Raw genomic sequence first — 25,349 nt, forward strand, 5'->3', positions numbered from 1 at the left:
TCAAGTATCTCAAGACGCAGTATCGCAAAGAATTTCGTTGGTCGTATAACGACTTTCACACAAGCTATTCAGGCAGCGAAAACAAAACAAACAAGGGCGCAATCACGCCCTTGTAAGGGATTGAATTAGTTTAGGTAGTTGCCTTAGCGCTGGTTAGCCTCTCAGCCGTTGCACCAACTTCTTCATGAACTCATGACCAGCATTAAACTGCGCAACTGTTACAAATTCATTCGGCTGATGCGCCTGCGCGATATCACCCGGACCACAAACAACGGCGGAATACCCTGCCTGCTGGAACTGCCCGGCTTCGGTGCCATAGCTGACCACGTGGCTTCCATTGTCACCTGTAATCGCCCGCGCCAAAGATTCGGCCTCGCCGTCTTCCTCTGGTTTCAGACCCGGCACATCGGAAATCAGCTCTACCTCAATCTTCGTATCTGGGTGAATGGCCTGCATTCTGGCCTCAACGGCCTGCACTTGCTCCATATAGCGATTGTGCCAATCTTCCGAAGATTCGGTAGGAAGCACACGAATATCCAAACTGAACTGGCAGTCCTTGGCGGTGATATTCATGGCCGTGCCGCCTTCGATCACCCCCACATGCAATGTGGACCAAGATGGCTCAAACATCGCAGCAATTGCGTCAAGCTCGCGAGATTGATTCTCGACGTTGCAAGTATTCGTCCATTCCAACAACGTACTGGCTTGCATGATGGCACTGACGCCCGTGTGCACCAACGAGCTATGCACCTCGAACCCATGCAAATGGGTCGTACAGGCATAACACCCTTTGTGGCCGGTCACCGCCTTCATCATCGAGGGTTCACCCACGATCACAGCCGCCCCTTTTGGCACAACGCCCTGCATTGCCTCTATCATCAGCGGTGCACCAATGCAGCCAACTTCCTCATCATAGCTAAGCGCAAGTTGCAACGGCCGGGTTACGCCATGACTATGAGCCTCAACCAAGGCCCAAATGGCCAGCGCGTCAAACCCCTTCATGTCGCAGGTGCCGCGGCCATAATATTTACCGTCACGCTCGACCACGGTGAATGGATCGCTATCCCAAGCCTGCCCCTCAACCGGCACCACATCGGTGTGTCCAGACAAGACAACCGCGCCTTCGACCTGCGGACCGACATGGGCAAACAGTGCTGCCTTGGGTTCGTCTGGCGCCATGAATCGATGGCTGGTGATGCCATGCGAGGCAAGATAGCCATCGACCCAGTCGACCAAGGGCAAATTGCTGTCACTGCTCACCGAGGGAAATGAGATCAGCTTTTGCATGATCTCAAGTGGTGTCAGGGTGTTTGCCACTCTCAATAACCGCTATCGGTTGTCAGAACAAAGTGACCCGGAGTGACCTCAAGATACTCCGAAGGCTCGGGCTTGTAGTCCAGACCATGAATTGGCGACGGGATCGGCTTAAAGTTCAAGTCCTTCTCAGACTTGCGCTGGCGCGGATCGGCAATTGGAACCGCCTTCATCAGCGCCTGAGTATAGGCATGCTGTGGGTTCTCAAACACCTGAGCACGGGGACCCATTTCAACGATTCGCCCCAGATACATAACGCCGACCTGATGCGAGACCCGCTCGACCACCGCCATGTCGTGGCTGATAAACAGGAACGACAGCCCCAGATCCGCCTGCAATTCCATCATCAGGTTAAGGACCTGAGCCTGCACCGAAACATCCAGTGCCGACACAGCCTCATCAGCGATGATCAGTTTGGGGTTCAGCGCCAAGGCACGTGCAATAGCGATTCGCTGCCGTTGACCACCCGACATTTCATGCGGATAGCGGCGCATAAAGCTACGCGGCAGGTGTACACGATCAAACAGGCTGGCGACACGATCCTGCAATTCAGACCCGCTGGCCAAACCATAGTTACGCAGAGGTTCCGACACCTGATCCATCAGCACCATCTGTGGATTCAGTGATGCAAAAGGATCCTGAAAGATCATCTGCATGTCCTGACGGACCTTGTGCATCTCGCCCGCGTCAAAGCCTAAAACATCACGCCCTTCGAAATTAACAGTGCCAGACTGCGGATCAACAAGACGCAGAACAGCGCGCCCTGTAGTGGACTTGCCGCAACCTGATTCCCCAACCAACGAAAGGGTTTGCCCCTTGTTGATCGTGAAGGAAACATCTTCAACCGCATGAACCTGAGCCACTGTCCGGCGCAAGAAACCGCCTTTGACATCAAACCGCGTTGTCAGGTTCTCGACCTTCAGCAGTACTTCATCAGTGCCCTTGATCGGATCAAGGTTCTGGCCTTCAACACCCATCAGCTTCATCGGCTCAGGATAGGCCTTACCGCGCATCTCACCCAGTTTTGGCACCGCGGCCAACAGGGCTTTAGTGTAGTCGTGCTGTGGGTTTTCAAAGATCTCTTCGACAGTGCCTTCTTCGACCTTGTTACCGCGGAACATCACCACCACGCGGTCGGCCATCTGCGCCACAACCGCCATGTCATGGGTGATGAACATCACCGCAGTGCCGGTTTCGCGTTTCAGACGATCCATCAGCGCCAGAATCTCGGCCTGAATGGTCACATCCAAAGCCGTGGTCGGCTCATCAGCGATCAACAGCCGCGGCTCGCAGGCCAGCGCCATCGCGATCACTACGCGCTGACGCATGCCTCCGGACAGTTCGTGCGGATACTGACCCAACCGACGTTCCGGCTCGGGGATTCGGACCTGACGCAACAACTCAAGCGCGCGCTCTTCGGCTTGTTTTTTGTTCAATCCTTTGTGAACTCGCAAGCCTTCGGTCAATTGGCGGCCAACAGTGAACACCGGGTTCAGCGCTGTCATCGGCTCCTGAAAGATCATTCCGATCTCATCGCCGCGAATCTCTTTCATCGATTCTTGCTTGGCATTTGCCAGATCAATAGTGTCACCGTCACGACGGCTAAACATCAATTCTCCGCCATCAATCTCGCCGCCACCGAACTCGACCAGTCGCATCAGCGACAGGGAGGATACTGATTTACCAGAGCCAGATTCGCCAACCACACAAACGGTTTCACCCGGATTGACGTCGAACGAGACGTCCTTGACCCCAAGAACCGGACCATCCTTGGTCTGGAATTTGACTCGGAGCCCCTTAATCTGCGCAATCGGTTGATCAAGCACCTTAGCACTCCTTTGATCATCTTGTTTGAGTTTTGCCGGACGTTACGCGGGCCTAGCTATGCCGTCAAACCCTGTACCGAATTTTTCCACAGGAAGGCTTGCAATTTTCTGAGGTTCTGTTTCGATACGCGCAGTGACCGCAAGGGTTGAAGTAACGCAAGGCGTAGCAAAGATTGCCGCACCAAGAGTAACTTCTGTGTTTCCTAACGGTACGATTACAAACCGCAAATATTGCGGAGAAACCCGCGGCCATCTAGTGCTCGGGATAAAGGCACGCAAGTGTCGACAAGGAGAGTGTAATGAAACTTAAAACCCTTTTGCTTGGCGCCATCGCTGGCACAGCATTGGCCCCAGCTGCCTTTGCTGAGCGCGGTTCGGACGGCCACGTCAATATTATTTATTGGCAGGCTCCATCGATCCTAAACCCATATCTGTCCAGCGGCACCAAAGACATTGAATCTGCGTCTCTGGTTGTTGAGCCTCTAGGTCGCTACGACCAAGATGGTGCTCTGGTTGCCTACCTGGCCGAAGAAATTCCTACCGTTGAAAACGGCGGCGTTTCTGCTGACCTGAAGTCCATCACTTGGAAACTGAAGTCCGGCCTGAAATGGTCTGATGGCTCTGCCGTTACTTCGGCTGACGTTAAATTCACTGCTGACTACTGCATGAACCCAGAAGGCGGCTGTGCGCAGCTGGCTAAGTTCGAAGGCGTAGAATCAGTTGAGATCATTGACGACCTGACCGTCACTGTGACCTTTGGTGAAGCAAAGCCAAACCCATATGGTCCATTCATGGGCGGCCAGTCCCCGATCATCCAGATGGCTCAGTTCGAAAACTGCACAGGCGCCAAAGCACCTGAGTGTACCGAAGCCAACTTTGGCCCAATCGGCACAGGCCCATTTGTTGTCACCGACTTCCGTCCAAACGACGTGATCTCGATGGTTGCCAATGAAAACTACCGCGATGCAGCTAAGCCTGCGTTCGCATCTCTGACCTTCAAAGGTGGCGGCGACGCAACTGCTTCTGGTCGTGCTGTTCTGGAAACCGGCGAATATGACTACGCTTGGAACCTGCAGCTAGCACCTGACGTACTGGCCAAAATGGCCGAAGGCGGCAAAGGCACAGCGGTTTCCGCATTTGGTACACTGGTTGAGCGTATCGAAATGAACATGACCGATCCGTCGCCAAGCCTGGAAGAAGGCGTACGCGCAACTGCTGCGGCTCCTCACCCTGCTCTGTCCGACATCAACGTGCGTAAAGCGATGTCGATGGCTATCGACCGCGATCTGCTGGTTGAAATCGGTTACGGTCAGGCTGGTCGCCCAACCTGTAACCTGGTTCCGGCTCCTCTGGCTTATGCTTCGGACAACACCGACTGTCTGACACAGGACATCGCTGGTGCAAACGCTCTGCTGGACGAAGCTGGTTGGGCCAAAGGTTCGGATGGTGTTCGCGCCAAAGACGGCGTTCGCCTGTCGATGGTCTATCAGACCTCTACAAACGCTGTTCGCCAGGATTTCCAGGCTCTGATCAAACAGTGGTGGGAAGAAATTGGTGTAGAAACCGAGCTGCGTAACATCAACGCATCCGTCTTCTTTGGTGGTGATCCAGGTTCGCCTGACACATTCCAGCGTTTCTATGCTGACGTTGAAATGTACGCCAACAACTTTGATGGCACCGATCCAGAAAGCTATCTGGCTCAGCACACTTGCGACAAGGCTCCAAAGCCTGAAAGCCAGTGGCAGGGTGAAAACATCAACCGTTACTGTGACCCAGCCTATGACGAACTGGTTGCAGAACTGGGCCGCACTGGTGAACTGTCCAAGCGTGGCGAAATCGCCAAGAAGCTGAACGACATGCTGACCAAAGAAAGCTATGTTGTTGTACCTTTGGTTGACCGTGGTCGTGTATCGGCTCATGCCAACAGCCTTGGTGGCGTTATCCTGAACACATGGGATAGCGAACTTTGGAACGCTGCGGACTGGTACCGCATCAAGTAAGAGGTTAACGCCTCTGGAGGCCCCGGTGTTTCGCCGGGGCCTCTTGCCTTTCGCTGCCGGTAACGTATACGGCGCTTGCGACGGGAACCGAGGCTCACTCTCTCTGCTCCTAAAACTTAAGACCCATTCGCAAAGGCGCCCTATCCGATGCTGACCTTTACAATCCGGCGACTGATCCTATCAGTGCCAACCCTCCTTTTTATCAGTCTGGTGATTTTCCTGCTGCTAGAGCTCGCCCCTGGCGATCCGATGGCCCAGGTTCCCCTGACTGTCCCGCCCGAAGTCAAAGAAAAAATGCGCGAGGCCCTGGGCCTTGGCCAACCCATGCACATCCGGTTCTGGAAGTGGCTGGTACAGTTTTTCTGGATCGAACCTCAGGTGATGATCGACCACTACTTTGGCACCACCTACGCCGTTGGTGACCTGCGTGTGATCTCTTGGCAGACCCGTTCGCCAGTGATGGACACCGTGGTTCAGCGTATTCCACAGACCCTGTGGGTTGTTGGAACTGCTTATATCGTTGGTATTCTGATCGCCTTGCCGATCGGCATCTACTCGGCTTATCGCCAGTACTCGGTGTTTGACCAATGCGGTACCTTTGTCACCATGATCGGCTTTTCGATCCCACCATTCTTTACCGGTCCACTGCTGATTGTGGTTTTCTCGGTGCAGTTAGGCTGGTTCCCGTTCATCTATGACACCACCCATGTGGTCGACGACTGGGACAGCTTTGTGTACCAGCTCAGGCAAATGATCCTACCGGTGATGGTTCTTGCACTGCAAACTACGGCTCAGATCAGCCGCTACATGCGCGCCTCGATGCTGGACAACATGAACCAAGACTATGTTCGTACCGCCCGCGCCAAGGGACTTAGCGAAGCTGTCGTGGTTATGGTGCATGTGCTGCGGAACTCAATGATCCCCGTGGTCACTGTTATCGCACTGGGTATGCCTGCCATCTTTGGCGGTGCCATCATCACCGAACAGGTATTCTCGGTAAACGGCATCGGCTCGCAGCTGATCACCGCATTGTTTGCCAATGACCTGCCAACCGTTCAAACGCTGACCTTCATCTTTGCGATGCTAATCGTGTTCTTCAACCTGATTGCAGATATCCTCTACGGCCTGCTTGATCCGAGGATCCGCTATGACTGATCTGTCCAACCAAACCCCGCTTGCCCCACCGCGCAGCCAATGGCGCAACGTGTGGGATCAGCTGAAAAAGCACAAAGGTGCTTTGCTGGGTGGAGGCTTCTTAGTCTTTATCACCTTGGCAGTCCTGCTTGGGCCGTATGTCTGGACGCTCGATCCACAAAAGATCGATTACCGGGCACGCGATTTCCGGCCCATTTACCATGCCCTGTTTGATGCTGACGCTAAAACCGCTTGGGCGAACCCCTTGGGTACTGATCAGTTGGGCCGTGACGGATTAGCCAACATCCTAGCTGGTGGTCGCACCTCGATGGCAGTGGGCTGGGCAGCGATGTTGCTGACCCTGTTCATCGGCACCATGATCGGCGTTGTCGCTGGTTTCTTCAAGAAACTGGACGGCCCGCTGATGCGTCTGACCGACCTGTTCCTGTCACTGCCAATCCTGCCACTGCTGCTGGTCGCCGTGACCCTGTTCCGGGAACCTCTGCGTGGCAACTTTGGACCTGAAGGTGGCATGTTCATCCTGATCGTTGCGATCATCGGTATCACCAGCTGGATGCCAACAGCACGCATCGTGCGTGGTGACGTTCTGGCGCTAAAAGAACGCGAATTTGTTCTGGCCGCGCGCTCGATCGGAACCAAGCCCGGCGCGATGATCTGGCGTCACCTGCTACCCAACGTGATCTCACCGATCATGGTCTCGGCCACACTGGGCCTAGCTGCGGCGATCATCACCGAGAGCGCCCTGTCGTTCCTCGGCGTGGGCTTCCCGTCGGACTTCCCCACCTGGGGTAAAATGCTGGCGGATGCGGTGCAGCGGATGGAAGAGTTCCCCGAGCGCGTGATGCTGCCGGGTATCGCTATCTCGCTGACGGTTCTGAGTGTTAACTATCTGGGCGATGGCCTGCGCGACGCACTAGACCCCCGTATTCGCGGCCGCTGATCAGTCCCCAAGGCTGAAATAAAAACAAAACAAACAGCCGTCCAGCTTTGGGCGGCTGTTTGTCTTTGAGTGCGTTGAGCAAACAGAAAACCGTTCCCGCTGAACACTAGAAAGTGCGACAATCTTCTAGGCGCCCCTACCCTGATCCTTACCGCAATCATTGCCAGAATCCCCCTGAGCCTCCAGTTGGGAAATAATTCTGTTTTAGGGGTTGGAAACACGATGTTTGAATCATTTGGCTTCGAAGACACCACCGCACGCGAGGCTTCTGTTCTGTTTGCCCTAATGTTGGGAGCAGCATTTGGCGCATTGGCACAGCTCACCCGGTTCTGCTTTCGTCGCACGTTAGTCGGAGCAGATCGCCGTCAGGCCGCAGGTGTCTGGGCTATGGCTCTTGCTGTTGCGGTCGTTGGAACGCAGGCCTCTGTGGCGATCGGGTGGATCAGTTTTGACAGCCACCGCTTGCTGAACTCGGACCTGCCCGTACTTGCCATTGTTCTCGGCGGCTTGATGTTTGGCGCAGGAATGGTTCTGACCCGTGGTTGCGTGTCTCGACTGATGGTGCTCAGCGGCAGCGGTAACCTGCGTGCGGCCATGGTGATTGTGATCTTTGCCATTGTAGCCCACGCCACATTAAAGGGCGTGCTTGCACCGCTACGCCAGTCCCTAGGCGCTTTGACCCTAAATTTGGGCGACACCACATCGCTGGCTGCCCTACCCGGAGGCCCGCTGTTCTGGACTGCCCTGCTGGCTAGTGCGGCTCTGGCACTGGCCTTACGTTCCGGCAATCCAGTGTTACCACTACTGGGCGCTGCATTGATTGGCCTACTGGTGCCCCTTGGCTGGGTTGGCACTGGGTATGTGTTGTTCGATGACTTTGACCCCATTGCAATGGAAAGCCTTTCCTTCACGGCCCCAACCACTGAAACACTGTTTTATGGAATAGCCTCAAGTGCTATCCCGGCTGGGTTTGGGACCGGGCTGGTTGGTGGCGTTCTTCTTGGCGCTTTGGCCGCCGCAGTGCTGACTGGCAACTTCAAATGGCTGAGCTTTGACAGCCCCCGCCAGACCGGTCGCTACATGGCGGGTGCGGTCCTGATGGGAATGGGTGGGGTGCTGGCAGGAGGCTGTACCGTTGGCGCCGGACTAGCTGGGGTTCCGACCCTTGGCTTTGCGGCACTACTGGCACTGGCCTCCATCGCCATTGGTGGAGTGGTTGCAAATCGCCTGATCAATGCAGCTTCTTTCGGATTCGGCGCACAGCCAGCCAAACCAATGCCACAACCGGCAGAGTGATTGCGGCTGTCAGCGTCCCTTTGGTTACCCCCAGCATCTGAGCCAAGGGATAAGCCGCATAAGAAACCAGCGATACACCGTAATAGCTGATTGCGACCACAGACAGTCCCTCAACCGTAGTCTGTAGCCGTAGCGCTTGGTCAGCGCGCCGGTCCATGCTCTCCAGCAACGCCTGGTTCTGTGCGCTGCGTTCTACGTCCACACGCGTTCGAAACAACTCCCCTGCCCTGCGGGCCCTATCAGCCAGCGCGCCCAATCGTTCCTCGGTTGATTTCACTGTCCGCATCGCAGGTTCATAGCGGCGCAACATAAAGTCGGCAAAGGTCTGATACCCCTCGTATCGCTCTTCCCTCAGCATGCTGATACGCTGATTGACCAGCGCCTCGTAGGCACCGGTAGCGGCAAAGCGAAAGGCCGCCCGCACCCCCATGGATTCCAGCTCGGCAGAGATAGTCAGCAATTGCGACAAGGTCTGTTCTGCCGTTTCCTGCCCGGCGGTCATTTCCATCATCATCTCGGTCAGGTGTGTATCGAGCCCGCCAATTGACGGCGACAACCCACGCGCCCGCGAAAACCCAAGCATCGACATGGCACGGTAGGTTTCAATCTCACAGAGCCGCTGCACCACCCGGCCTATACGGCTGGTCTCGGTTCCTTTGTTGGCAAACATGGCAAAGCGCATGTGCCCTGCTGGATCAATCCGGAAATCGCCTGCAACCACTGTGCTGTCATCCAGCACCGTTGAAACGGCTAGGCTCTCAGGCACGAACCAATCGTCTAGTGATTTAGCAAGCGACTTATCTGTTGGCCGTGGCTCAACCCGCACAATCAACGAGGTCACTCTTTGACCGGGTGCCTGTTCTAGCCATTCGGCTGGGAACACTTCGAAATCAACCGGGTCAAATGCCCGGGCGCTGACCCCGGCGGAATAGACCATATAGCTGACAAACTCGGTGTGCTGTTCCCATTTCAGCGTGTGCCGCCCGATTTGGGCCGAATGGTGAGTAGCACCGGGTTTTGGATGCGGAGCCCCGTGGCGGTCCAATAGGTCGATCAGATGCTCCAAATCCTTGGCCCGCTCGCGGTGCACCGCCTCTTGCGGCTGCTTGATGGCCAGATAGACCACGGTGCTGGGGCTCGACATATTTGGAAATGGCCGCGCGTGTAATTCGTTGGCAAGCTGATAGCGCAGCGGGTGGTCTTGGATCGGTGGCATCTTGGGCTCCTGATTGAACCGGTAGAATAGATGTCGCCAAAATTCCTGTACAGAAACCTTTTATTTCAGGATGTTACCGGAATACGATCGCATACAGCACGTTTCTCCAACCATACTGGGCCCTTAGCTTACCCAAAGGAACCCTGACCAAGATCTGTTCAACAGCTACAGCTTCAATACGCCGCACCCATCTGCACAAAAAAAGGGCGCTCAGTGAGAGCGCCCTTTTCAAAATATGTCTCCGCTATCAGCTAATCTGGGTCAGCAGCGTATCCAGGCTGGCCTTGGCATCGCCATAAAACATCCGGGTGTTCTCCTTAAAGAACAGCGGGTTCTCGATGCCCGAGTATCCAGTGCCCTGCCCGCGCTTGGACACAAATACCTGCTTTGCCTTCCAGCATTCCAGTACCGGCATACCAGCAATAGGACTGTTAGGATCGTCCTGCGCCGCCGGGTTTACGATGTCATTGGAGCCAATCACGATGGCAACATCCGTTTCCGGAAAGTCATCATTGATCTCGTCCATTTCCATCACGATGTCATACGGCACCTTAGCCTCAGCCAGCAGCACGTTCATGTGACCAGGCAGACGGCCCGCAACAGGGTGGATCGCGAAACGCACGGTCTTACCCCTAGCGCGCAAACGACGGGTCAGTTCAGCCACGTTCTGCTGTGCCTGTGCTACCGCCATGCCATAGCCTGGGATGATGACAATGCTGTCGGCTTCTTCCAATGCAGTGGCTACGCCATCGGCGTCGATCGCGACTTGCTCGCCTTCGACCTCCATCTGAGGGCCAGACGTGCCGCCAAAACCACCAAGGATCACCGAGACAAACGACCGGTTCATCGCCTTACACATGATGTAAGACAGGATCGCACCGCTTGAGCCCACCAGCGCGCCCACAACGATCAGCAGGTCATTGCCAAGGCTGAAACCGATCGCCGCTGCGGCCCAACCGGAATAGCTGTTCAGCATCGACACCACCACCGGCATGTCAGCACCGCCGATGCCCATGATAAGGTGATAGCCGATGAACAAAGCCGCCAGCGTCATCAGGAACAGCGGAAAGAAGCCACCGGTGTTGCAGTACCAGATCAATGTGATCAGCGACAAACCAGCCGCTACCGCGTTCAGCGCATGGCCGCCGGGTAGTTTAGTCGCAGTCGAGGTGAGTTTGCCCGCAAGCTTGCCATAGGCCACCACCGAACCGGTGAATGTCACCGCACCGATAAAAATACCCAGGAACAGCTCAACCCGCAGAATGCCGATTTCAACACCGTCCTTCTTGGCAAGCAAAGCCGCAAAACCTTCCAGCGCTTTCTTGGCGGTATCGTCCATGGCCAGAACACGGCCCAGTTCGATATGGGCAATAAAGCCCACAAAGACAGCCGCCAGACCAACCAGCGAGTGCATCGCAGCGACCAGTTCTGGCATCTGGGTCATCTGAACCCGGGTGGCCAAATTATAGCCGATAAAGCCCCCTGCTGGGATCAGCAGAATTGACAGCCACCACAGGCCAGCACCGGGACCGATCAGCGTAGCAAACACTGCCAGCCCCATGCCCACGATGCCGTACCAAACAGCACGTTTAGCGCTTTCCTGACCCGACAGACCGCCCAGCGAAAGGATGAAAAGAACAGCCGCAACAACATAGGCGGCAGTAGTAAATCCTAGCATAATCCTCTACTCCTTAGGATTTCTGGAACATGGCGAGCATGCGCCGTGTCACGAGGAAGCCGCCAAAAATGTTGACCCCCGTCATAAAGACCGACAACGCGGCAAGGAGGATCACCAAGAAGGAGCCAGAGCCGATTTGCATCAGCGCCCCCAGAATGATGATCGAGGAAATCGCATTGGTCACCGCCATCAGCGGCGTGTGCAGCGAATGAGCCACGTTCCAGATCACCTGGAAACCAACAAACACTGCCAGAACAAACACGATGAAGTGCTGCATGAAACTGGGTGGTGCCACCAGACCAACACTCAGCAACAGCGCGGCACCAACGGCCAGCAATGTCACCTGGTTCTTAGTCTGCTGCTTGAATTCAGCCACCTCCAGCGCGCGTTTTTCTTCCGCTGTCAGTTCAGGGACCGTTTCTTTGGGCTTGGCAGCGATAGCCTGAATTTTCGGCGGCGGTGGAGGGAAAGTGATCTCTTTATCAAAGGTCACAGTCGCACCGCGGATCACGTCATCTTCCATGTCGTGATTGATCTGACCGTCTTTCTCAGGGGTCAGGTCGGTCATCATGTGACGAATGTTGGTCGCGTACAGAGTCGAGGCCTGCGCTGCCATCCGGCTGGGGAAGTCGGTGTAGCCGATGATGGTGACACCATTGTCGGTGACAATCTTCTCGTCCATCACGGTCAGCTTACAATTGCCGCCCTTTTCCGCAGCCAAGTCAACGATAACCGAACCCGGCTTCATCGACGCAACCATATCCTCGGTCCACAGCTCAGGCGCTTCGCGGTTCGGGATCAGCGCGGTGGTGATGACGATATCGACTTCAGGTGCCAGCTCGCGGAACTTGGCCAGTTGTGCCTCACGGAACTCAGGGCTGGAGACTGACGCATAGCCACCCGACGACGCACCATCCGCCTGTTCTTCTTCGAAATCGAGGTAGACAAACTCGGCGCCCATTGATTCAACCTGCTCGGCCACTTCGGGCCGCACGTCAAAGGCAAGCGTGATCGCACCCAACGAGGTCGACGTACCAACCGCCGCCAGACCGGCAACCCCAGCACCAACCACCAACACCTTGGCAGGCGGGACCTTACCCGCAGCCGTAATCTGCCCAGTAAAGAAGCGGCCAAAGTTGTTGCCCGCCTCGATCACCGCGCGATAGCCGGCGATATTGGCCATCGATGACAGCGCATCCATTTTTTGCGCACGCGAAATACGTGGCACCATTTCCATGGCGATCACATTGGCGCCCTTGGATTTCGCCAGCTCCATGCCCTCTTCGTTCCCAGCTGGGTTAAAGAAGGAGATCAGAGTTTTGCCCTTGGTCATCCGCTTCAACTCAACCGTAGTTGGCTGTCGAACCTTGGCAACGATATCTACTGACTTCCACAGCGCCGCCGGAGTTTTGATGATCTCAACCCCTGCATCCACATACGTCGCGTCTGAAAACCCAGCAGCCGCACCGGCTCCGGTCTCAATCGCGCAGTCATAACCCAGTTTCTGCAACTGGCGTGCAGACTCCGGCGTCATCGCGACGCGCGCCTCGCCCTCAAAAATCTCTTTTGGTGTACCTATCTTCACCGTATCGGTCCCCCTCGGCTTTGCCGCGCCCGCACCCTAGGTACGGATTGCAATAATTTTCTCTAGCGCGCGCAACATAATTGCGCAAGCATTTCGCTGCATCGCGGCATGCATATCCTGCAACGCCGCATTTTCGTTACACCCAACGACGGGTTTTTTGTTCGTATCTGGCCCAATCCGCTCGGAACGTTCGGCGCATCCTGTCCTCTTCCTGAAGGATAAAACCGCGTTCCATGATCCAGACAAAAATCGGAATAAGCGGCAGCGACAGAACCGCGTCAAACCGCAAGATAAAACCGGCCAGGATCAGGACGTCACCCAGATAGATCGGATTACGTGACCGACTGAAAATCCCGCTCTGCACCAAATGCGTAGGCGTCTTGTGCGGAATAACCGTCGTCTTGTGGCGGCGCATCTCGTGGACGGCCAGCAATGCCAGGATGATCCCAGCTCCAATCAGCAACCCAGCCAACAAATCCGCCCATGTGCCGCCAAAGCTCAGCCCAAAAGAAAACCATTCCGACTGCAGCCAAGACAACATGACGCAGGCAAACAGCCACACCGGCGGGGTGTTCATCCAGCGCATCAACTGCTCCGCACCATTCGGTTTTTTAAAAACCTATCAACCATTTCGCCTAAATGCCCCCTCTCAGGCCTTCGGGTCCAGCGCCAATCGTCATCTTGCACGAAATAAGGACAATATGTCCAACTTTCATATAAACGACGAATCTCTTCCCGATTGCGCCATGATCCTGCACATATTGGCAAAAATGCCTACGTATACTTTGGCATGCAGCGTCCGGTTGAGATTCCTTTCATTTTCGGTGTGCACTGGCTTTGTGACGGCACGACCTGCTTGCCATCTCCCCGACGCTGGCTAGGGTCGGGACAAAGGGAGATCGTCACATGAGTTTGAACGGAAAGCACGCATTGGTCACAGGTGGCGGCACCGGAATCGGGTTGGCTATTGCGCGGGCACTGGCCGCACAAGGCGCACAAGTTACCATCACCGGGCGCCGGGCCGAAGTTTTGGAGCAAGTCGCCATTAATGGCCTGCACGCGGTCCAGATGGACGTGGCAGACGAAGACTCGGTGGTCACAGGCGTCGCTAGCGCAGTGGAGGCACGCGGCCCAATCCAGATCTGCGTGCCCAACGCAGGCATCGCCGAAGGCCGCGCCCTTCACAAGACCGACATGGAGTTCTGGCGCACTATGATGGCCATCAATGTCGACGGCTGCTTTCTGACCATCCGCGAGTGCCTCAAGTCGATGCACACCACCGACTGGGGCCGGGTCATCGCTATTTCCTCGATTGCTGGGCTTAAGGGACTAAAAGGGGGCAGCTGCTACACAGCCAGCAAACACGCGATGGTTGGCATGATCAGGGCACTGGCCGCCGACTACGTTGGCAAGCCATATACCTTCAACGCATTATGCCCCGCCTACGTCGACACCAATATTGTACCACAGAATGTAGAAAGCATTATGAAACGCACTGGCATGAGCGAGGACGAGGCCATGCAGGTCATGGTCGGCGCCAACCCTCATGGCCGTTTGATCGCACCTGAGGAAGTTGCCGATGCAGCCCTGTTCCTGTGTGGCGCCAATTCCGGGTCCATGAACGGTCAGGCCATTCAGATATCAGGTGGAGAAATGTAATGGACCGGGCCGCCTTCAACGCCTTCTGCGCCGACATGCCTGCCACCAGTCACGTCATACAGTGGGGCAATTCAGATGTGTGGAAGGTCGGCCCCAAGGTCTTTGCCATCTGCGGCTGGGCTGATGGCCGCGATGCCTTCACCTTCAAGGTGACGGAAATCGCCTACGAGGTGCTGCAGGAACAACCCGGCATCCGCCCTGCCCCTTATCTCGCCTCACGCGGGATGAAATGGCTGCAGCATTATGACGCGCCGGGGCTGTCAGATGCCGAATTGCAGCGCCATATCGAGATCTCCTACGATCTGGTCGCTGCTGGCCTGTCAAAAAAGAAACGCCTCGAGCTGGGTATCCCCGAACCAAGCATGGGCTAACCCTTCAAAGGCGGCTAAGCATCTTCCTTCACACGGACATCAACCGGTTTGATAAGTGTAGCCAGATAGGTTCGGGTTTCCTGATCCCAGTCTGCAGGGTCTTCACCATGTGCATACTCGGCGTGCAATTCGATGAGCTTCCAAACCTCTGCTTCCGACGCGGCCACAACACTGGCTGGGCAAGACTCCATTCCTTCGCAATCCCGGCAGGCATAAGCGTAGGCATTTGACATATTCGATCCCCCTCTAACACCTTTTACCAGTTAGGGCTGGAACCATCTTTGACGAGATTTTTCATCACGTAAGAATTGGCTCGACAGGTCGACATCCGTCGCCTAGTTACTATATGTTTCATGCTTAAAATACCCACACTCAACGAGGCCTCAATGACCGACTTTGCCGCAACCAAAGCCATGTTCCACCTGCCTGAGGGTATGATCTACCTGGATGGAAACTCGCTGGGCCCACTCCCCCTCGCCGCAACCAAACGGGTTGGCGACATGATGCAGAATGAATGGGGCGAGATGCTGATCACCGGCTGGAACAAAGCTGGTTGGATGGCCAAATCTAGCGCTTTGGGTGATCGTGTTGGCCGCCTAATTGGCGCCGAGCCGGGCCACGTGGTGATGGGCGACACCCTGTCTATCAAGGTCTATCAAGCGGTTGCCTCCGCACTGGATCTGAACCCAACCCGCAAAGTTGTGCTGTCCGATAACGGCAACTTCCCCACCGACCTCTATATGGCCGACGGCCTGCTAAAGTCACTGGGTGATGATTACGAGCTGCGCGTGGTGAACCCCGAAGATGTGGCCGACAACCTGACCGACGATGTTGCCGTGCTGATGTTGACCCAGGTCGATTACCGCACCGGTCGTGTCCACAACATGCAAGCGCTTACCGAGCAGGCCCAGGCCAAGGGCATCGTGACTGTCTGGGATTTGGCGCACTCTGCTGGCGCTTTGCCCGTTGATCTGGCCGGTTGCAACGCCGATTTCGCAATTGGCTGCACCTACAAATACCTCAATGGGGGCCCCGGCGCGCCTGCCTTTATCTATGTCGCCCCACGCCACATTGATCAGGTCCGCCCCGCCCTGTCCGGCTGGCTGGGCCACGAGGCCCCGTTTGCTTTTGATCTCGACTACCGCCCCGGCGCAGGTATCGAACGTATGCGTGTCGGCACGCCGCCAGTGTTGCAACTGACCTCACTTGAAGCAGCCATGGACATCTGGGACATGGCCGACATGGAAACGGTTCGCGCCAAGTCCATCGAACTCTGTGACCTGTTCATTGCAGGGATCGAGGCCAAATGCCCCGAGCTCACCCTCGCCAGCCCCCGCGACGGCCAACAACGCGGCAGTCAGGTCTCGTTCAAATTTCACGAAGGCTATGCCGCAATGCAGGCCGTCATTGCCCGTGGCGTCATTGGCGACTTCCGCGCGCCAGATATCATGCGGTTTGGCTTCACTCCGCTGTACATCGACGAAGGTGATGTAAACGCCGCTGTGGATATCATCGCTGATGTGATGAACAACAACCTCTGGGACCGCCCAGAATACAAAATCCGCGCCGCGGTGACATGAGTGTTACAATACGGGCATATCACCCTGACGACGCCCGTACGCTGTACTCTATCTTCAGCGAGGCAATCCACAAAGGCACCGTCGCGCATTACAGCGCGGCGCAACGCCAAGCCTGGGCCCCTTCAGCTGACATGCCGGACTGGTGGCCAGACAGCTTGGCCAAACTTGAAACCTGGGTGGCCGAGGCAGGTGGTGAGATCGCAGGCTTTATGTGTGCAACACCCCAAGGCTACGTCGACTTTACCTACGTGCGCCCCCGCTGGATGGGTCGCTCTGTGGCGCAGGCTCTCTATGACATCACCCTTGAACGGGCACGCGGTCGAAATCTGACGCGATTGACGACCCATGCCAGCCTGATGGCGCGGCCCTTCTTTGCCCGTCAGGGGTGGCAGGTCGATGAAATGGAGATAGTTGACAGAAACGGCGAGCAGCTAAAACGCTTTGCCATGTCACTGACATTGGATGCCTCACATGAGCAAACCCTATGACCCGTCCAAAGACGGAGCCGAAATGAACTTCAAGGATCGGATGTCCTATGGCGACTACCTATCGCTGGACACGATCCTGGATGCCCAGAAAACCTGGACCGACACCCATGATGAAATGCTCTTCATCATCCAGCACCAGACATCCGAACTGTGGATGCGGCTGGCCATTCACGAGCTGAACGCCGCCCGCACCTGCCTGCTGGACGGCAAAACCCGCCAAGCATTCAAGATGCTGGCCCGTGTGTCGCGCATATTCGAGCAGTTGAACTCCGCCTGGGACGTGCTGCGCACCATGACGCCCTCGGACTATACCGCCTTTCGCGATGCCCTTGGGCAAAGCTCAGGCTTTCAGTCACACCAGTATCGCCAGATCGAATTCATGCTGGGCAACCGCAATCAGGCCATGCTGAAACCCCACAGCCACCGCCCCGAACTGGTGGCGCTGCTTGAGGATGAGCTGAAACAACCCTCGATGTACGATGTGGCCCTGCGCGCCTTGTCCCAGTCGATTACCCTACCTGACGAGGTTCTTAGCCGCCCGCTGGAAGAAACCCACCAGCCCCACGCCGCGGTGCAAGAGGCCTGGAGCCAAGTCTACCGTGACCCGGAAACTCACTGGGAACTGTACGAGCTAGCGGAAAAACTGGTCGACCTCGAGGACTACTTCCGCCGCTGGCGTTTCAACCACGTCACCACAGTTGAACGGGTCATCGGTTTCAAACGCGGCACCGGCGGCACCGGCGGGGTCAGCTATCTGAAACGCATGTTGGCGGTCGAACTGTTCCCCGAGCTTTGGCACCTGCGTACCGAACTCTAACTGAGGAAAGGTAGACCGTTGTCAAATAGCTGAGGGCGGTGCCTGACCTTGGGGAGGTGCAACGCGCCTTCCCGCGGGGAAGGTCAGGCGCGGCCCGGCCTTCCGCCAGGCGACAAACTCTCTGAGAACAGGCGAAGACAAGACCTCCTCTTTAGTCCGCCCGCAGCGCCGCCCCAAACAACGCCGCCAGCTGCGCCACACCCGAGGCATAGCTGGAGTAATCGTGCGACGTATGCTTGATCCCCTTCATGGTCGAACAAAACACACGCGCAATTTCAGTTGCCTCACCGGGCAAGGCCACCCGGCCATCCGCCGCTTCCTTACTAAGCCAGTCCGCATAGACGCCCTGCAGCGCCTTCTCGCCCGCTGCAATTTCCTCACCAGCCGCACTCATCCCAGCCTCAAACAGCTCCAGCCCATGCGGCGAATCCATCATCGCCTTCATTGCTGGCCCACCCTGAGCCTCAAACGCAGCATGCAGCCGTTCTGAAAGGTTGGCCTCAGATGCCAGAGCTTCGGCCACCGTTTCAAGCGCCAGCCCATAATGCCCCTCAACCAGGCCGGCAAAGATCGCCTCTTTGTTGCGGTAATGCAGATATAGCGCCGGGCGCGACATGCCCGCCCCACGCGCGATGTCATCCATCGACGTCTTGCGAAATCCATAGGTGGAAAAGACCGCCCATGCGGATTCCAATATGGCCTGCTGCTTTGGATCTTTACTTGCTTTGATCATGATTTCACGTCTGACACTTTCACGAAAATTTGTCAATTGACACCCTGACACTTTGCAGTCATTCTGTCAGAAATCCGCACAGCCAGAAAGAATGCCGCCATGTCGACAACCCTTCTCATCAACGGAAAATCCCACCAAGTGGACCTGCCTGACGACGTCCCCCTGCTCTGGGTGTTACGGGATGAGGTTGGCCTGACCGGCACCAAATACGGCTGCGGCGTCGCCGCCTGTGGTGCCTGCACCGTGCACATCAATGGTGAGTCGGTACGGTCCTGCCAAACCGCGCTAGGCGACGTTGAGGGCGAGATCACCACCATCGAAGGCATCGGCAAACCGGGCGCAATGGCCACGATACAGCAGGCCTGGGTCGACCACCAGGTTGCCCAATGCGGCTACTGCCAATCCGGACAAATCATGCAAGCTGCCAGCCTCTTGGCCGAAAACCCATCACCAACAGACGCAGATATTGACGAGGCCATGCAGGGCAACCTGTGCCGCTGCGGCACCTACCCGCGTATCCGCGCCGCCGTTCACACCGCCGCGCAAAAAATGCAGGAGGCTTGATCCATGGCCAGCATTGGAAAAATCGCCCGCCGCACCTTCCTGATCGGATCTGCAGCCATCGTCGGCGGCGTCGCCTTTGGCGCTTACTACGTCAGCCGCCCGGCCCCCAACCCGCTGAAACCCGGCAAGGGCGAGGCCGCGCTCAATCCCTTTGTTCTGATCGACCAACAGGGCGTCACGCTCTTTGCTCCCCGCGCAGAAATGGGCCAAGGCGTCAAAACCACCTGGGCCGCCCTAATTGCCGAGGAACTGGATGTCGAACTCGAAGATGTTCGCGTCTTACATGGCCCCGCCGCCAGGGCTTATTACAACAGCGCCTTCATGGCCGACGCTTTGCCCAATCGCGGCTACAACGTCAGTGACTTCCAACATGCCGTCGGCGAAGTGATGGGGGTTTTAGGAAGAACCCTGAACATGCAGGGCACCGGTGGGTCGACTTCTATGAAGGACGGTTACAAACGCATGCGCCAGGCCGGTGCCTCCGCGCGTGAAACCCTGAAACAGGCCGCCGCCAATCGACTGGGCATAAACCGCGAACAATTAAAGACCGCCAAGGGCATGGTTCAGGCCCCTGACGGCACCTCGCTCAGCTATTCCGAACTGGCCTTGGACGCAGCCAAGCTTGATCCGGTTGAGCCCGACCTGCGCCCCCGCAGCGAATGGCGTCTTTTGGGCAAAACCCAGCCGCGTGTAGACATGGTGGAAAAGGCCACCGGCACCGCCGAATTTGGCATCGACGTACGCCAACCGGGGATGAAGTTTGCCTCAGTTCGTATGAACCCACGTCTGGGAGCAGGCATGAACAGCTTTGACGCGACGACAGCCGAAACCATGCCCGGCGTCGAAAAGATCGTCGACATGGGCGATGGAGTCGCCGTGGTTGCCAATAATACATGGCTGGCCATGCAAGCGGTCGAAGCGATCGAAATTGACTGGCAAGATGCCCCCTACCCGCCCGAAACTGATCAGGTCTTTGCTCGCATCGCCGAGGCCTTTGACGACGAACCAAACTCCACCATGCGTGACGATGGCGATGTTGATCAACTGCCCAAAGGCGCAGTTGGGCTGACCGCCGAGTATCAGCTCCCTTATCTGGCCCATGCCACCATGGAGCCAATGAACGCCACCGCGCTGTTTGAAACTGACAAGCTGACCCTTTGGTGTGGCAATCAGATGCCCACAATACACCAATGGAAATGCGCAACCGAAGCCGGACTTGAAAGCGAACAGGTCGAGGTGCACACCACCTACCTGGGCGGCGGTTTTGGTCGCAGGGTAGAGCTAGACTTTTCAATTCTCGCAACCCGCCTAGCCAAACAAATGCCCGGCGTCCCGGTACAACTAACTTGGTCGCGCGAAGAAGACATGCGCCACGATTTCTACCGCCCCGGGGCCATCGGGCGAATGCGCGGAGCAGTCAAAGACGGTGCGGTCGTACTGATGGACGGCAAGGTCGCAGCCGCATCACCGACAGCACAGATCATGGATCGCATTGCAGGCCTGCCTGCCGGTGGCCCCGACAAGGTCCATGTCGAAGGCTTCTTCAACCCGCCCTACGCTATCCCCAACTTCCGCATGAGCGGCCACCTGAGTGACATATCAATCCCGGTCGGTTTCTGGCGCTCCGTCGGCAACTCGTTCAACGGCTTCTTTGTCGAAAGCTTCATGGACGAAATGGCCCACAAGGCAGGCGCCGACCCGCTCGAATTCCGCCTGGCACTTGCGCGGCAGGAATGGGCCCCTGCCGCAGGTGTGCTGGAAGCAGTCAAAGAGATGTCCGGTTGGACCGGCAAAACTCCAGATGGCGTCGGGCGCGGTGTAGCCATGTGCTACAGCTTTGGCACCCCTGTTGCCCAGGTGATCGAGGTCGTCGACGAAGACGGTAGCATCCGCCTCAACAAGGCATGGATCGCCTGCGACATGGGGCTGGCGCTTGACCCTGAAACGGTCAAGGCTCAAATGTCTGGCGGTATGGTCTACGGGTTATCCGCCGCACTCTTTGGCGAGATCACCTTTGCCAACGGCGAGGTCGAGCAAGGCAACTTCCCCGACTATGACGCCCTGCGCATGCACACCATGCCCCAAACCGAGGTCCGGGTTCTGGAAACGCAAAAGCACATGGGCGGCGCAGGGGAACCGGGCACACCGCCTGCGGCCCCGGCCCTGGCCAATGCAATCTTTGATCTCACCGGCAAACGCGCACGTCGCCTGCCCCTGATGCATGATTTCGACCTGTTTACCTAACACCTGCGTTGATCTTTGATCGATCAGATTCTTCTTGTCATAAATACCACGGGGTCCGGGGCTGGCCCCGGCTCTCCGCGGTCCAGCCCCGAACATTGCAATTGCGGCACCTCTTAGGCACCCCGCCGTAAAGTCTCCATTTTCCACGCAAAATTCAGCCATGCCCCTCCTCTAACAAGGTTAACAAATCCCTAATGCCGCGCGTCGGCAGTGATGAGTTAAGGAAGAGCAATGCCAAGCGGTTATCTAGTTTCACTGGGCGCAGACAGCGCACTGGGCGTCGATGACGTGATCGGCGGCGCTTGGTATCTTTTTACGTCTAGTACCAATTTGGGAACCGGCGAATGGGTCTTTACCGGGATTGATGACGGTACAAGCTACACTGACTTGGTGGAAACCGGGCAGTATCATCTGGCCACCAATGGCAACGTCTATTTTGTTCCGGACTATGGCGAGGTCGACACCTTGACCAGTGCCGATGTGGTCAGCGCCCCAAGCTATTCTCTTGTACCAGACCACCAAGTCGACGGCACTTCTGGCAACGACGTAATCGACAGCAGCTATACCGATGGCGACGGCGACAGCATAAACGACACTGCTGACAACGCAGATCTGGTCTACGGACAAGCCGGTGCTGATGACATTAGCAGCGGCAGCGGCAACGACTGGATCTACGGCGGCAGCGGAAATGATACTGTGGACGGCGGTACCGGTGATGACGTCATCTATGGCGACGGCGGCACCTCTACAACTGAATCGCTAAACTGGGATGCTCAGGGTAACGACAATCAAAACGTCAGTGCAGGGTTCACCCAGACCACCGGACAGATTGACGTCTCCGTCAGTTTCACCAACGACGGCAATAACTCACCCACCTATAATCTGGAAACCACAGACACCATCTACGTCGCATCAGGCGAGGCATTCGACGAGAATTCGTCGCTAAAGCTGCGCGGCGACGGCGATGACGCAACCTCGACAACAACACTCAATTTCGCCGCCAACAGCACGTCAGACGTAGATAACGAAGTTGAAAATGTTGTCTTCCGAATTAGCGACATCGACTTCATCTCGGGCAACCACCGTGATCTGATCACAGTCAACGCCTATGACGCCAACGGCGCTCCTGTGACTGTCACCCTGACGGTTGTCGACAATAGCACCAACACCGATGTGGTTTCCGGCAATACAGTTACCGCAGGCGAAACCAGCGAAAGCGCTTCGGACGCGACAGGATCTCTGTTGGTGGAAATCGCTGGCCCTGTCGAAAAAATAGATATCATCTACGCAAACCAGCTTGACGGAACTCAGGCAATTTGGGTCAGCGACGTGTTCTTTGACACCATTGCCAACCCACCCGGCGATGACGTTCTGAACGGTGGCGACGGCAACGACAGCCTCTATGGTGAAGGTGGTAATGACCTGCTTAAGGGCGGCGATGGGGACGACTATGCCGACGGTGGCGACGGCAACGACACACTGCAAGGGTCTTTTGGCCAAGACACTCTGATCGGCGGCGACGGCGATGACCTTCTTCAGGGCGGCAATGACAGTGACTCGCTCATCGGGGGCAGCGGCAGCGACACGATTAATGGTGGCGGCTCCAGTGACTTCCTAGACGGTGGCATCGGTGCAGATAGTCTGAACGGAGGCTATGGCGCAGATACCCTGCTAGGCGGCAACGGTAACGACACCCTTCAAGGGGCGAATGGCGCTGACAGCATGTCTGGCGGCACCGGCAATGACACCTTGATGGTCGCGCAGGGCGACACCGCAGAGGGCGGCGACGGCGACGATATGTTCGTCCTCAGCGACTACAATGAATCCGGTAGCGGTAGTATCACCATCATCGGCAATGAAGGCGATGATGGTGATACTACCGGCGACACTCTCAACCTGAATGGGCTAGCCGACAAGTCCACGCTGATCCTGACCACTGACCTTCCGGGCGAAAAGGCAGGCACCGTCGAAATGCTCGATGGCTCTCTGGTGACGTTCTCGAACATCGAAAACATCATCTGCTTCACACCCGGTACATTGATCGACACCGCCCATGGCCCCCGCCCCATCGAGACCCTGACGGTCGGCGACCTGATCGTCACGCGCGACCACGGATTGCAGCCCCTGCGCTGGGTAGGCAGTCGCACCGTTGCCGCCCAAGGCGATTTTGCACCCATTGAAATTGCTCCAACATTACTGCCTGATGCCACTGCACCTTTGCTGGTATCGCCGCAGCACCGTCTGCTATGGAGCGGCGCACGGGCCCAAATGCTGTTCGGAGACGACGAAGTTCTGGTTGCAGCGCGTCACCTACTGGCAAATCCAGCCGTATCCCGTCGCGAAGGTGGCGCAGTCACCTACATGCACCTGATGCTGGACAAGCACGAGGTGGTCTATGCCAATGGCGCCGCCACCGAGAGCTTCTATCCCGGAGATGAGGCCCTTAACGCCCTGACCGAAGAAGGCTTGGATGAAATGTTCACCCTGTTCCCAGAACTGCGCAGCCACGCAGGCGGGTTTGGCGACACAGCTCGCCTATGTCTCAAGTCACACGAAGGTTTGCTGCTCGCGGCCTAATGAGTGTGGCACCTTGGTCCGCTGCTCGCGGCCAAAGAAAAACACCGCACCCCTTGGGGCTGCGGTGTTTTTGATTTCATCAAGCTTTCTGGCAGATCAGCCGTACATCACCCGCGCTTGCGAGAACGACAACAACTGACGGCTATTCTCATCCCACAGGTGCAACCGGGCACAGGCAAGGCTCTCGCGGATGGTCATCTTGTTGCTTTCCGCCAGTACATTATGGTCGCGCAGGACCTCGGTCAGGCGATAAAACGGGATCCGGCTGTACAGGTGGTGCACATGGTGAATGCCAATGTTGGCGCTGAACCACTGCAGTACAGACGGCAGCACATAGTGCGAGCTGCCATGCAGCGCCGCGTCATGCAGTTGCCAGTTCTCATCCTGCTCCCAGCGGGTGTCTTCAAACTGGTGCTGCACGTAGAACAACCACATGCCAGCAGTTGCAGCCAACAACGTTGACGGAACAAAAATCAGGAAAACCGCAGCAAACCCACCGAAATACCAGATTACCAGCAAAGCTGCGATAATCGAAATATTGGTGCCCATTGCACTGACCCAGTATCTGACACTGTTCATAAGACCCAACGGCACCCGGTTTTGTACAAAGAACAAATATCCGGGACCAAAGCCAAACAAAGTGATCGGGTTGCGGTACACCCGGTACATCAGACGATTAAAGCCGTTCAACTCGTTGTATTCTGCCACGGTAAGCGTGTGGATATCCCCCATGCCCCGCTTGCCCAGATTACCCGCCGCACTGTGGTGTGCCGAATGGGTCCGACGCCAAACATCGTAAGGCGTCAGCGTCAGAACGCCGATCACACGACCAACCCAGTCGCTGACATGGCGGTTCTTGAAAAACGATCCGTGGCCACAATCATGCTGGATTGTAAAAAGGCGCAACAGGAACAGCGCGTTGGCGCATGAAATTGCAAATGTCAGCCAGTAACTGATCGACATCGACCACCAGGCCAGTGCCCACAACAGAACAAATGGACCAAAGGTCACAGCAAGCTCGAATACGCTTCGCAGCTGGTTCGGCTCGCGGTATTTTGCCAATGTCTTTACCCAGTCGCGCGCTGAGAGCGCGCCGGGTTGCGTCCGGGATTGTTCAGTGGTTTGGGTCATGCGCCTGCTTTTTGTCGTTGCTTAACCACCGATTAAACTACCAGAGCGTCATAGCAAGTAAAATTTGAGCGAAAACAGGCATTCTGGCAAGGCTTCGCTGACTTAACGTCACACTCTTCCTGCTCAATATCGAAAAACTGCGTCACGCGCGCGCATCCGGCGAAAAGTCGAAATG

At 56.5% G+C, this 25,349-nt stretch carries 21 protein-coding genes; 12 read left to right on the forward strand and 9 right to left on the reverse strand.

The features are described from left to right. Positions 1–153: 153 nt before the first annotated feature. Together argE and DL239_RS00715 are read right to left on the reverse strand one after the other, a co-directional pair. Entirely contained in the window at positions 154–1,317 is a 1,164-nt protein-coding gene (argE, locus tag DL239_RS00710; RefSeq protein ID WP_167681228.1) for an acetylornithine deacetylase, read from the reverse strand. Positions 1,318–1,319: 2 nt separating this feature from the next. Further along, on the reverse strand, positions 1,320–3,140 hold the full coding sequence (locus tag DL239_RS00715) for an ABC transporter ATP-binding protein (RefSeq protein WP_167681230.1): 1,821 nt from the start codon (positions 3,138–3,140) through the stop codon (positions 1,320–1,322). 299 nt (positions 3,141–3,439) lie between these two features. Between DL239_RS00715 and DL239_RS00720 the strand changes: the two genes are divergently transcribed. From DL239_RS00720 to DL239_RS00735, 4 genes are all read left to right on the forward strand, one after another. Continuing rightward, complete coding sequence (locus DL239_RS00720; RefSeq protein WP_167681232.1) at positions 3,440–5,140, forward strand: peptide ABC transporter substrate-binding protein; 1,701 nt, start codon at positions 3,440–3,442, stop codon at positions 5,138–5,140. A gap of 147 nt (positions 5,141–5,287) precedes the next feature. Beyond that, complete coding sequence (locus DL239_RS00725) at positions 5,288–6,295, forward strand: ABC transporter permease (protein ID WP_167681234.1); 1,008 nt, start codon at positions 5,288–5,290, stop codon at positions 6,293–6,295. Next, positions 6,288–7,235, forward strand: a complete 948-nt coding sequence (locus tag DL239_RS00730; protein WP_167681237.1) for an ABC transporter permease — start codon at positions 6,288–6,290, stop codon at positions 7,233–7,235. The genes DL239_RS00725 and DL239_RS00730 overlap by 8 nt, the downstream gene beginning before the upstream one ends. A 222-nt stretch (positions 7,236–7,457) precedes the next feature. Beyond that, positions 7,458–8,531 carry a YeeE/YedE family protein gene (locus tag DL239_RS00735; protein ID WP_167681239.1) on the forward strand — a complete coding sequence of 358 codons (1,074 nt, stop codon included), beginning with the start codon at positions 7,458–7,460 and terminating at the stop codon, positions 8,529–8,531. On the opposite strand, the gene DL239_RS00740 is transcribed toward DL239_RS00735, so the two are convergent. The 4 genes from DL239_RS00740 to DL239_RS00755 all read right to left on the reverse strand — a co-directional run bounded on the left by DL239_RS00740 (position 8,467) and on the right by DL239_RS00755 (position 13,596). Further along, positions 8,467–9,747, reverse strand: a complete 1,281-nt coding sequence (locus DL239_RS00740) for a DUF3422 family protein (RefSeq protein WP_167681241.1) — start codon at positions 9,745–9,747, stop codon at positions 8,467–8,469. The genes DL239_RS00735 and DL239_RS00740 overlap by 65 nt on opposite strands. A gap of 247 nt (positions 9,748–9,994) precedes the next feature. Then, complete coding sequence (locus DL239_RS00745) at positions 9,995–11,428, reverse strand: NAD(P)(+) transhydrogenase (Re/Si-specific) subunit beta (RefSeq protein ID WP_167681929.1); 1,434 nt, start codon at positions 11,426–11,428, stop codon at positions 9,995–9,997. Between the two features lie 10 nt (positions 11,429–11,438). Continuing rightward, positions 11,439–13,010 (reverse strand): Re/Si-specific NAD(P)(+) transhydrogenase subunit alpha, encoded by a 1,572-nt coding sequence (locus tag DL239_RS00750; RefSeq protein WP_167681243.1) that lies wholly within the window; start codon positions 13,008–13,010, stop codon positions 11,439–11,441. Positions 13,011–13,146: 136 nt separating this feature from the next. Continuing rightward, positions 13,147–13,596 carry a methyltransferase family protein gene (locus DL239_RS00755; protein WP_167681245.1) on the reverse strand — a complete coding sequence of 150 codons (450 nt, stop codon included), beginning with the start codon at positions 13,594–13,596 and terminating at the stop codon, positions 13,147–13,149. Positions 13,597–13,916: 320 nt separating this feature from the next. Here DL239_RS00755 and DL239_RS00760 point away from each other — a divergent pair, with 320 nt between their 5' ends. After that, entirely contained in the window at positions 13,917–14,669 is a 753-nt protein-coding gene (locus DL239_RS00760) for an SDR family NAD(P)-dependent oxidoreductase (RefSeq protein WP_167681247.1), read from the forward strand. Then, a complete protein-coding gene (locus tag DL239_RS00765) occupies positions 14,669–15,040 on the forward strand; it encodes an MmcQ/YjbR family DNA-binding protein (RefSeq protein ID WP_167681249.1) in 372 nt (123 codons plus the stop codon). The genes DL239_RS00760 and DL239_RS00765 overlap by 1 nt, the downstream gene beginning before the upstream one ends. Before the next feature lie 14 nt (positions 15,041–15,054). On the opposite strand, the gene DL239_RS00770 is transcribed toward DL239_RS00765, so the two are convergent. Next, complete coding sequence (locus tag DL239_RS00770; RefSeq protein ID WP_167681251.1) at positions 15,055–15,273, reverse strand: DUF1059 domain-containing protein; 219 nt, start codon at positions 15,271–15,273, stop codon at positions 15,055–15,057. Positions 15,274–15,426: 153 nt separating this feature from the next. Between DL239_RS00770 and kynU the strand changes: the two genes are divergently transcribed. The 3 genes from kynU to kynA are packed head-to-tail and all read left to right on the forward strand — an operon-like array spanning position 15,427 to position 17,925. Next, positions 15,427–16,620, forward strand: coding sequence for a kynureninase (gene kynU / locus DL239_RS00775; protein ID WP_167681253.1), 1,194 nt, complete (start codon positions 15,427–15,429; stop codon positions 16,618–16,620). Further along, complete coding sequence (locus DL239_RS00780) at positions 16,617–17,108, forward strand: GNAT family N-acetyltransferase (RefSeq protein WP_167681255.1); 492 nt, start codon at positions 16,617–16,619, stop codon at positions 17,106–17,108. Before kynU ends, DL239_RS00780 begins: the two co-directional genes overlap by 4 nt. Then, entirely contained in the window at positions 17,092–17,925 is an 834-nt protein-coding gene (kynA, locus tag DL239_RS00785; RefSeq protein WP_167681257.1) for a tryptophan 2,3-dioxygenase, read from the forward strand. Before DL239_RS00780 ends, kynA begins: the two co-directional genes overlap by 17 nt. Before the next feature lie 151 nt (positions 17,926–18,076). Here kynA and DL239_RS00790 read toward each other — a convergent pair whose 3' ends face one another. After that, on the reverse strand, positions 18,077–18,658 hold the full coding sequence (locus DL239_RS00790) for a TetR/AcrR family transcriptional regulator (RefSeq protein WP_167681259.1): 582 nt from the start codon (positions 18,656–18,658) through the stop codon (positions 18,077–18,079). Between the two features lie 99 nt (positions 18,659–18,757). Here DL239_RS00790 and DL239_RS00795 point away from each other — a divergent pair, with 99 nt between their 5' ends. The 3 genes from DL239_RS00795 to DL239_RS00805 all read left to right on the forward strand — a co-directional run bounded on the left by DL239_RS00795 (position 18,758) and on the right by DL239_RS00805 (position 24,043). After that, complete coding sequence (locus DL239_RS00795) at positions 18,758–19,222, forward strand: (2Fe-2S)-binding protein (protein ID WP_167681261.1); 465 nt, start codon at positions 18,758–18,760, stop codon at positions 19,220–19,222. Positions 19,223–19,225: 3 nt separating this feature from the next. Continuing rightward, positions 19,226–21,466, forward strand: coding sequence for a xanthine dehydrogenase family protein molybdopterin-binding subunit (locus DL239_RS00800; RefSeq protein WP_167681263.1), 2,241 nt, complete (start codon positions 19,226–19,228; stop codon positions 21,464–21,466). Positions 21,467–21,697: 231 nt separating this feature from the next. Continuing rightward, on the forward strand, positions 21,698–24,043 hold the full coding sequence (locus DL239_RS00805) for a Hint domain-containing protein (protein WP_167681266.1): 2,346 nt from the start codon (positions 21,698–21,700) through the stop codon (positions 24,041–24,043). A gap of 96 nt (positions 24,044–24,139) precedes the next feature. Here DL239_RS00805 and DL239_RS00810 read toward each other — a convergent pair whose 3' ends face one another. Then, positions 24,140–25,174: a fatty acid desaturase gene (locus DL239_RS00810; protein WP_167681268.1), complete on the reverse strand. Its 1,035-nt coding sequence runs from the start codon at positions 25,172–25,174 to the stop codon at positions 24,140–24,142. Positions 25,175–25,349 lie beyond the last annotated feature (175 nt).

The sequence above is a fragment of the Parasedimentitalea denitrificans genome, from assembly GCF_011813015.1.
GTDB classification, from domain to species: Bacteria; Pseudomonadota; Alphaproteobacteria; order Rhodobacterales; family Rhodobacteraceae; genus Parasedimentitalea; species Parasedimentitalea denitrificans.

Excerpts from the sequence above, each read along its gene's own strand:
- DL239_RS00795 (WP_167681261.1), top strand. The coding sequence starts at position 18,758 with ATGTCGACAACCCTTCTCATCAACGGAAAATCCCACCAAGTGGACCTG.
- DL239_RS00800 (WP_167681263.1), top strand. The coding sequence starts at position 19,226 with ATGGCCAGCATTGGAAAAATCGCCCGCCGCACCTTCCTGATCGGATCT.
- DL239_RS00755 (WP_167681245.1), bottom strand. The coding sequence starts at position 13,596 with ATGCGCTGGATGAACACCCCGCCGGTGTGGCTGTTTGCCTGCGTCATG.
- DL239_RS00730 (WP_167681237.1), top strand. The coding sequence starts at position 6,288 with ATGACTGATCTGTCCAACCAAACCCCGCTTGCCCCACCGCGCAGCCAA.
- kynU (WP_167681253.1), top strand. The coding sequence starts at position 15,427 with ATGACCGACTTTGCCGCAACCAAAGCCATGTTCCACCTGCCTGAGGGT.
- DL239_RS00780 (WP_167681255.1), top strand. The coding sequence starts at position 16,617 with ATGAGTGTTACAATACGGGCATATCACCCTGACGACGCCCGTACGCTG.
- DL239_RS00760 (WP_167681247.1), top strand. The coding sequence starts at position 13,917 with ATGAGTTTGAACGGAAAGCACGCATTGGTCACAGGTGGCGGCACCGGA.
- DL239_RS00725 (WP_167681234.1), top strand. The coding sequence starts at position 5,288 with ATGCTGACCTTTACAATCCGGCGACTGATCCTATCAGTGCCAACCCTC.
- DL239_RS00805 (WP_167681266.1), top strand. The coding sequence starts at position 21,698 with ATGCCAAGCGGTTATCTAGTTTCACTGGGCGCAGACAGCGCACTGGGC.
- DL239_RS00790 (WP_167681259.1), bottom strand. The coding sequence starts at position 18,658 with ATGATCAAAGCAAGTAAAGATCCAAAGCAGCAGGCCATATTGGAATCC.
- kynA (WP_167681257.1), top strand. The coding sequence starts at position 17,092 with ATGAGCAAACCCTATGACCCGTCCAAAGACGGAGCCGAAATGAACTTC.
- DL239_RS00770 (WP_167681251.1), bottom strand. The coding sequence starts at position 15,273 with ATGTCAAATGCCTACGCTTATGCCTGCCGGGATTGCGAAGGAATGGAG.
- DL239_RS00740 (WP_167681241.1), bottom strand. The coding sequence starts at position 9,747 with ATGCCACCGATCCAAGACCACCCGCTGCGCTATCAGCTTGCCAACGAA.
- DL239_RS00765 (WP_167681249.1), top strand. The coding sequence starts at position 14,669 with ATGGACCGGGCCGCCTTCAACGCCTTCTGCGCCGACATGCCTGCCACC.
- DL239_RS00810 (WP_167681268.1), bottom strand. The coding sequence starts at position 25,174 with ATGACCCAAACCACTGAACAATCCCGGACGCAACCCGGCGCGCTCTCA.
- DL239_RS00720 (WP_167681232.1), top strand. The coding sequence starts at position 3,440 with ATGAAACTTAAAACCCTTTTGCTTGGCGCCATCGCTGGCACAGCATTG.
- DL239_RS00735 (WP_167681239.1), top strand. The coding sequence starts at position 7,458 with ATGTTTGAATCATTTGGCTTCGAAGACACCACCGCACGCGAGGCTTCT.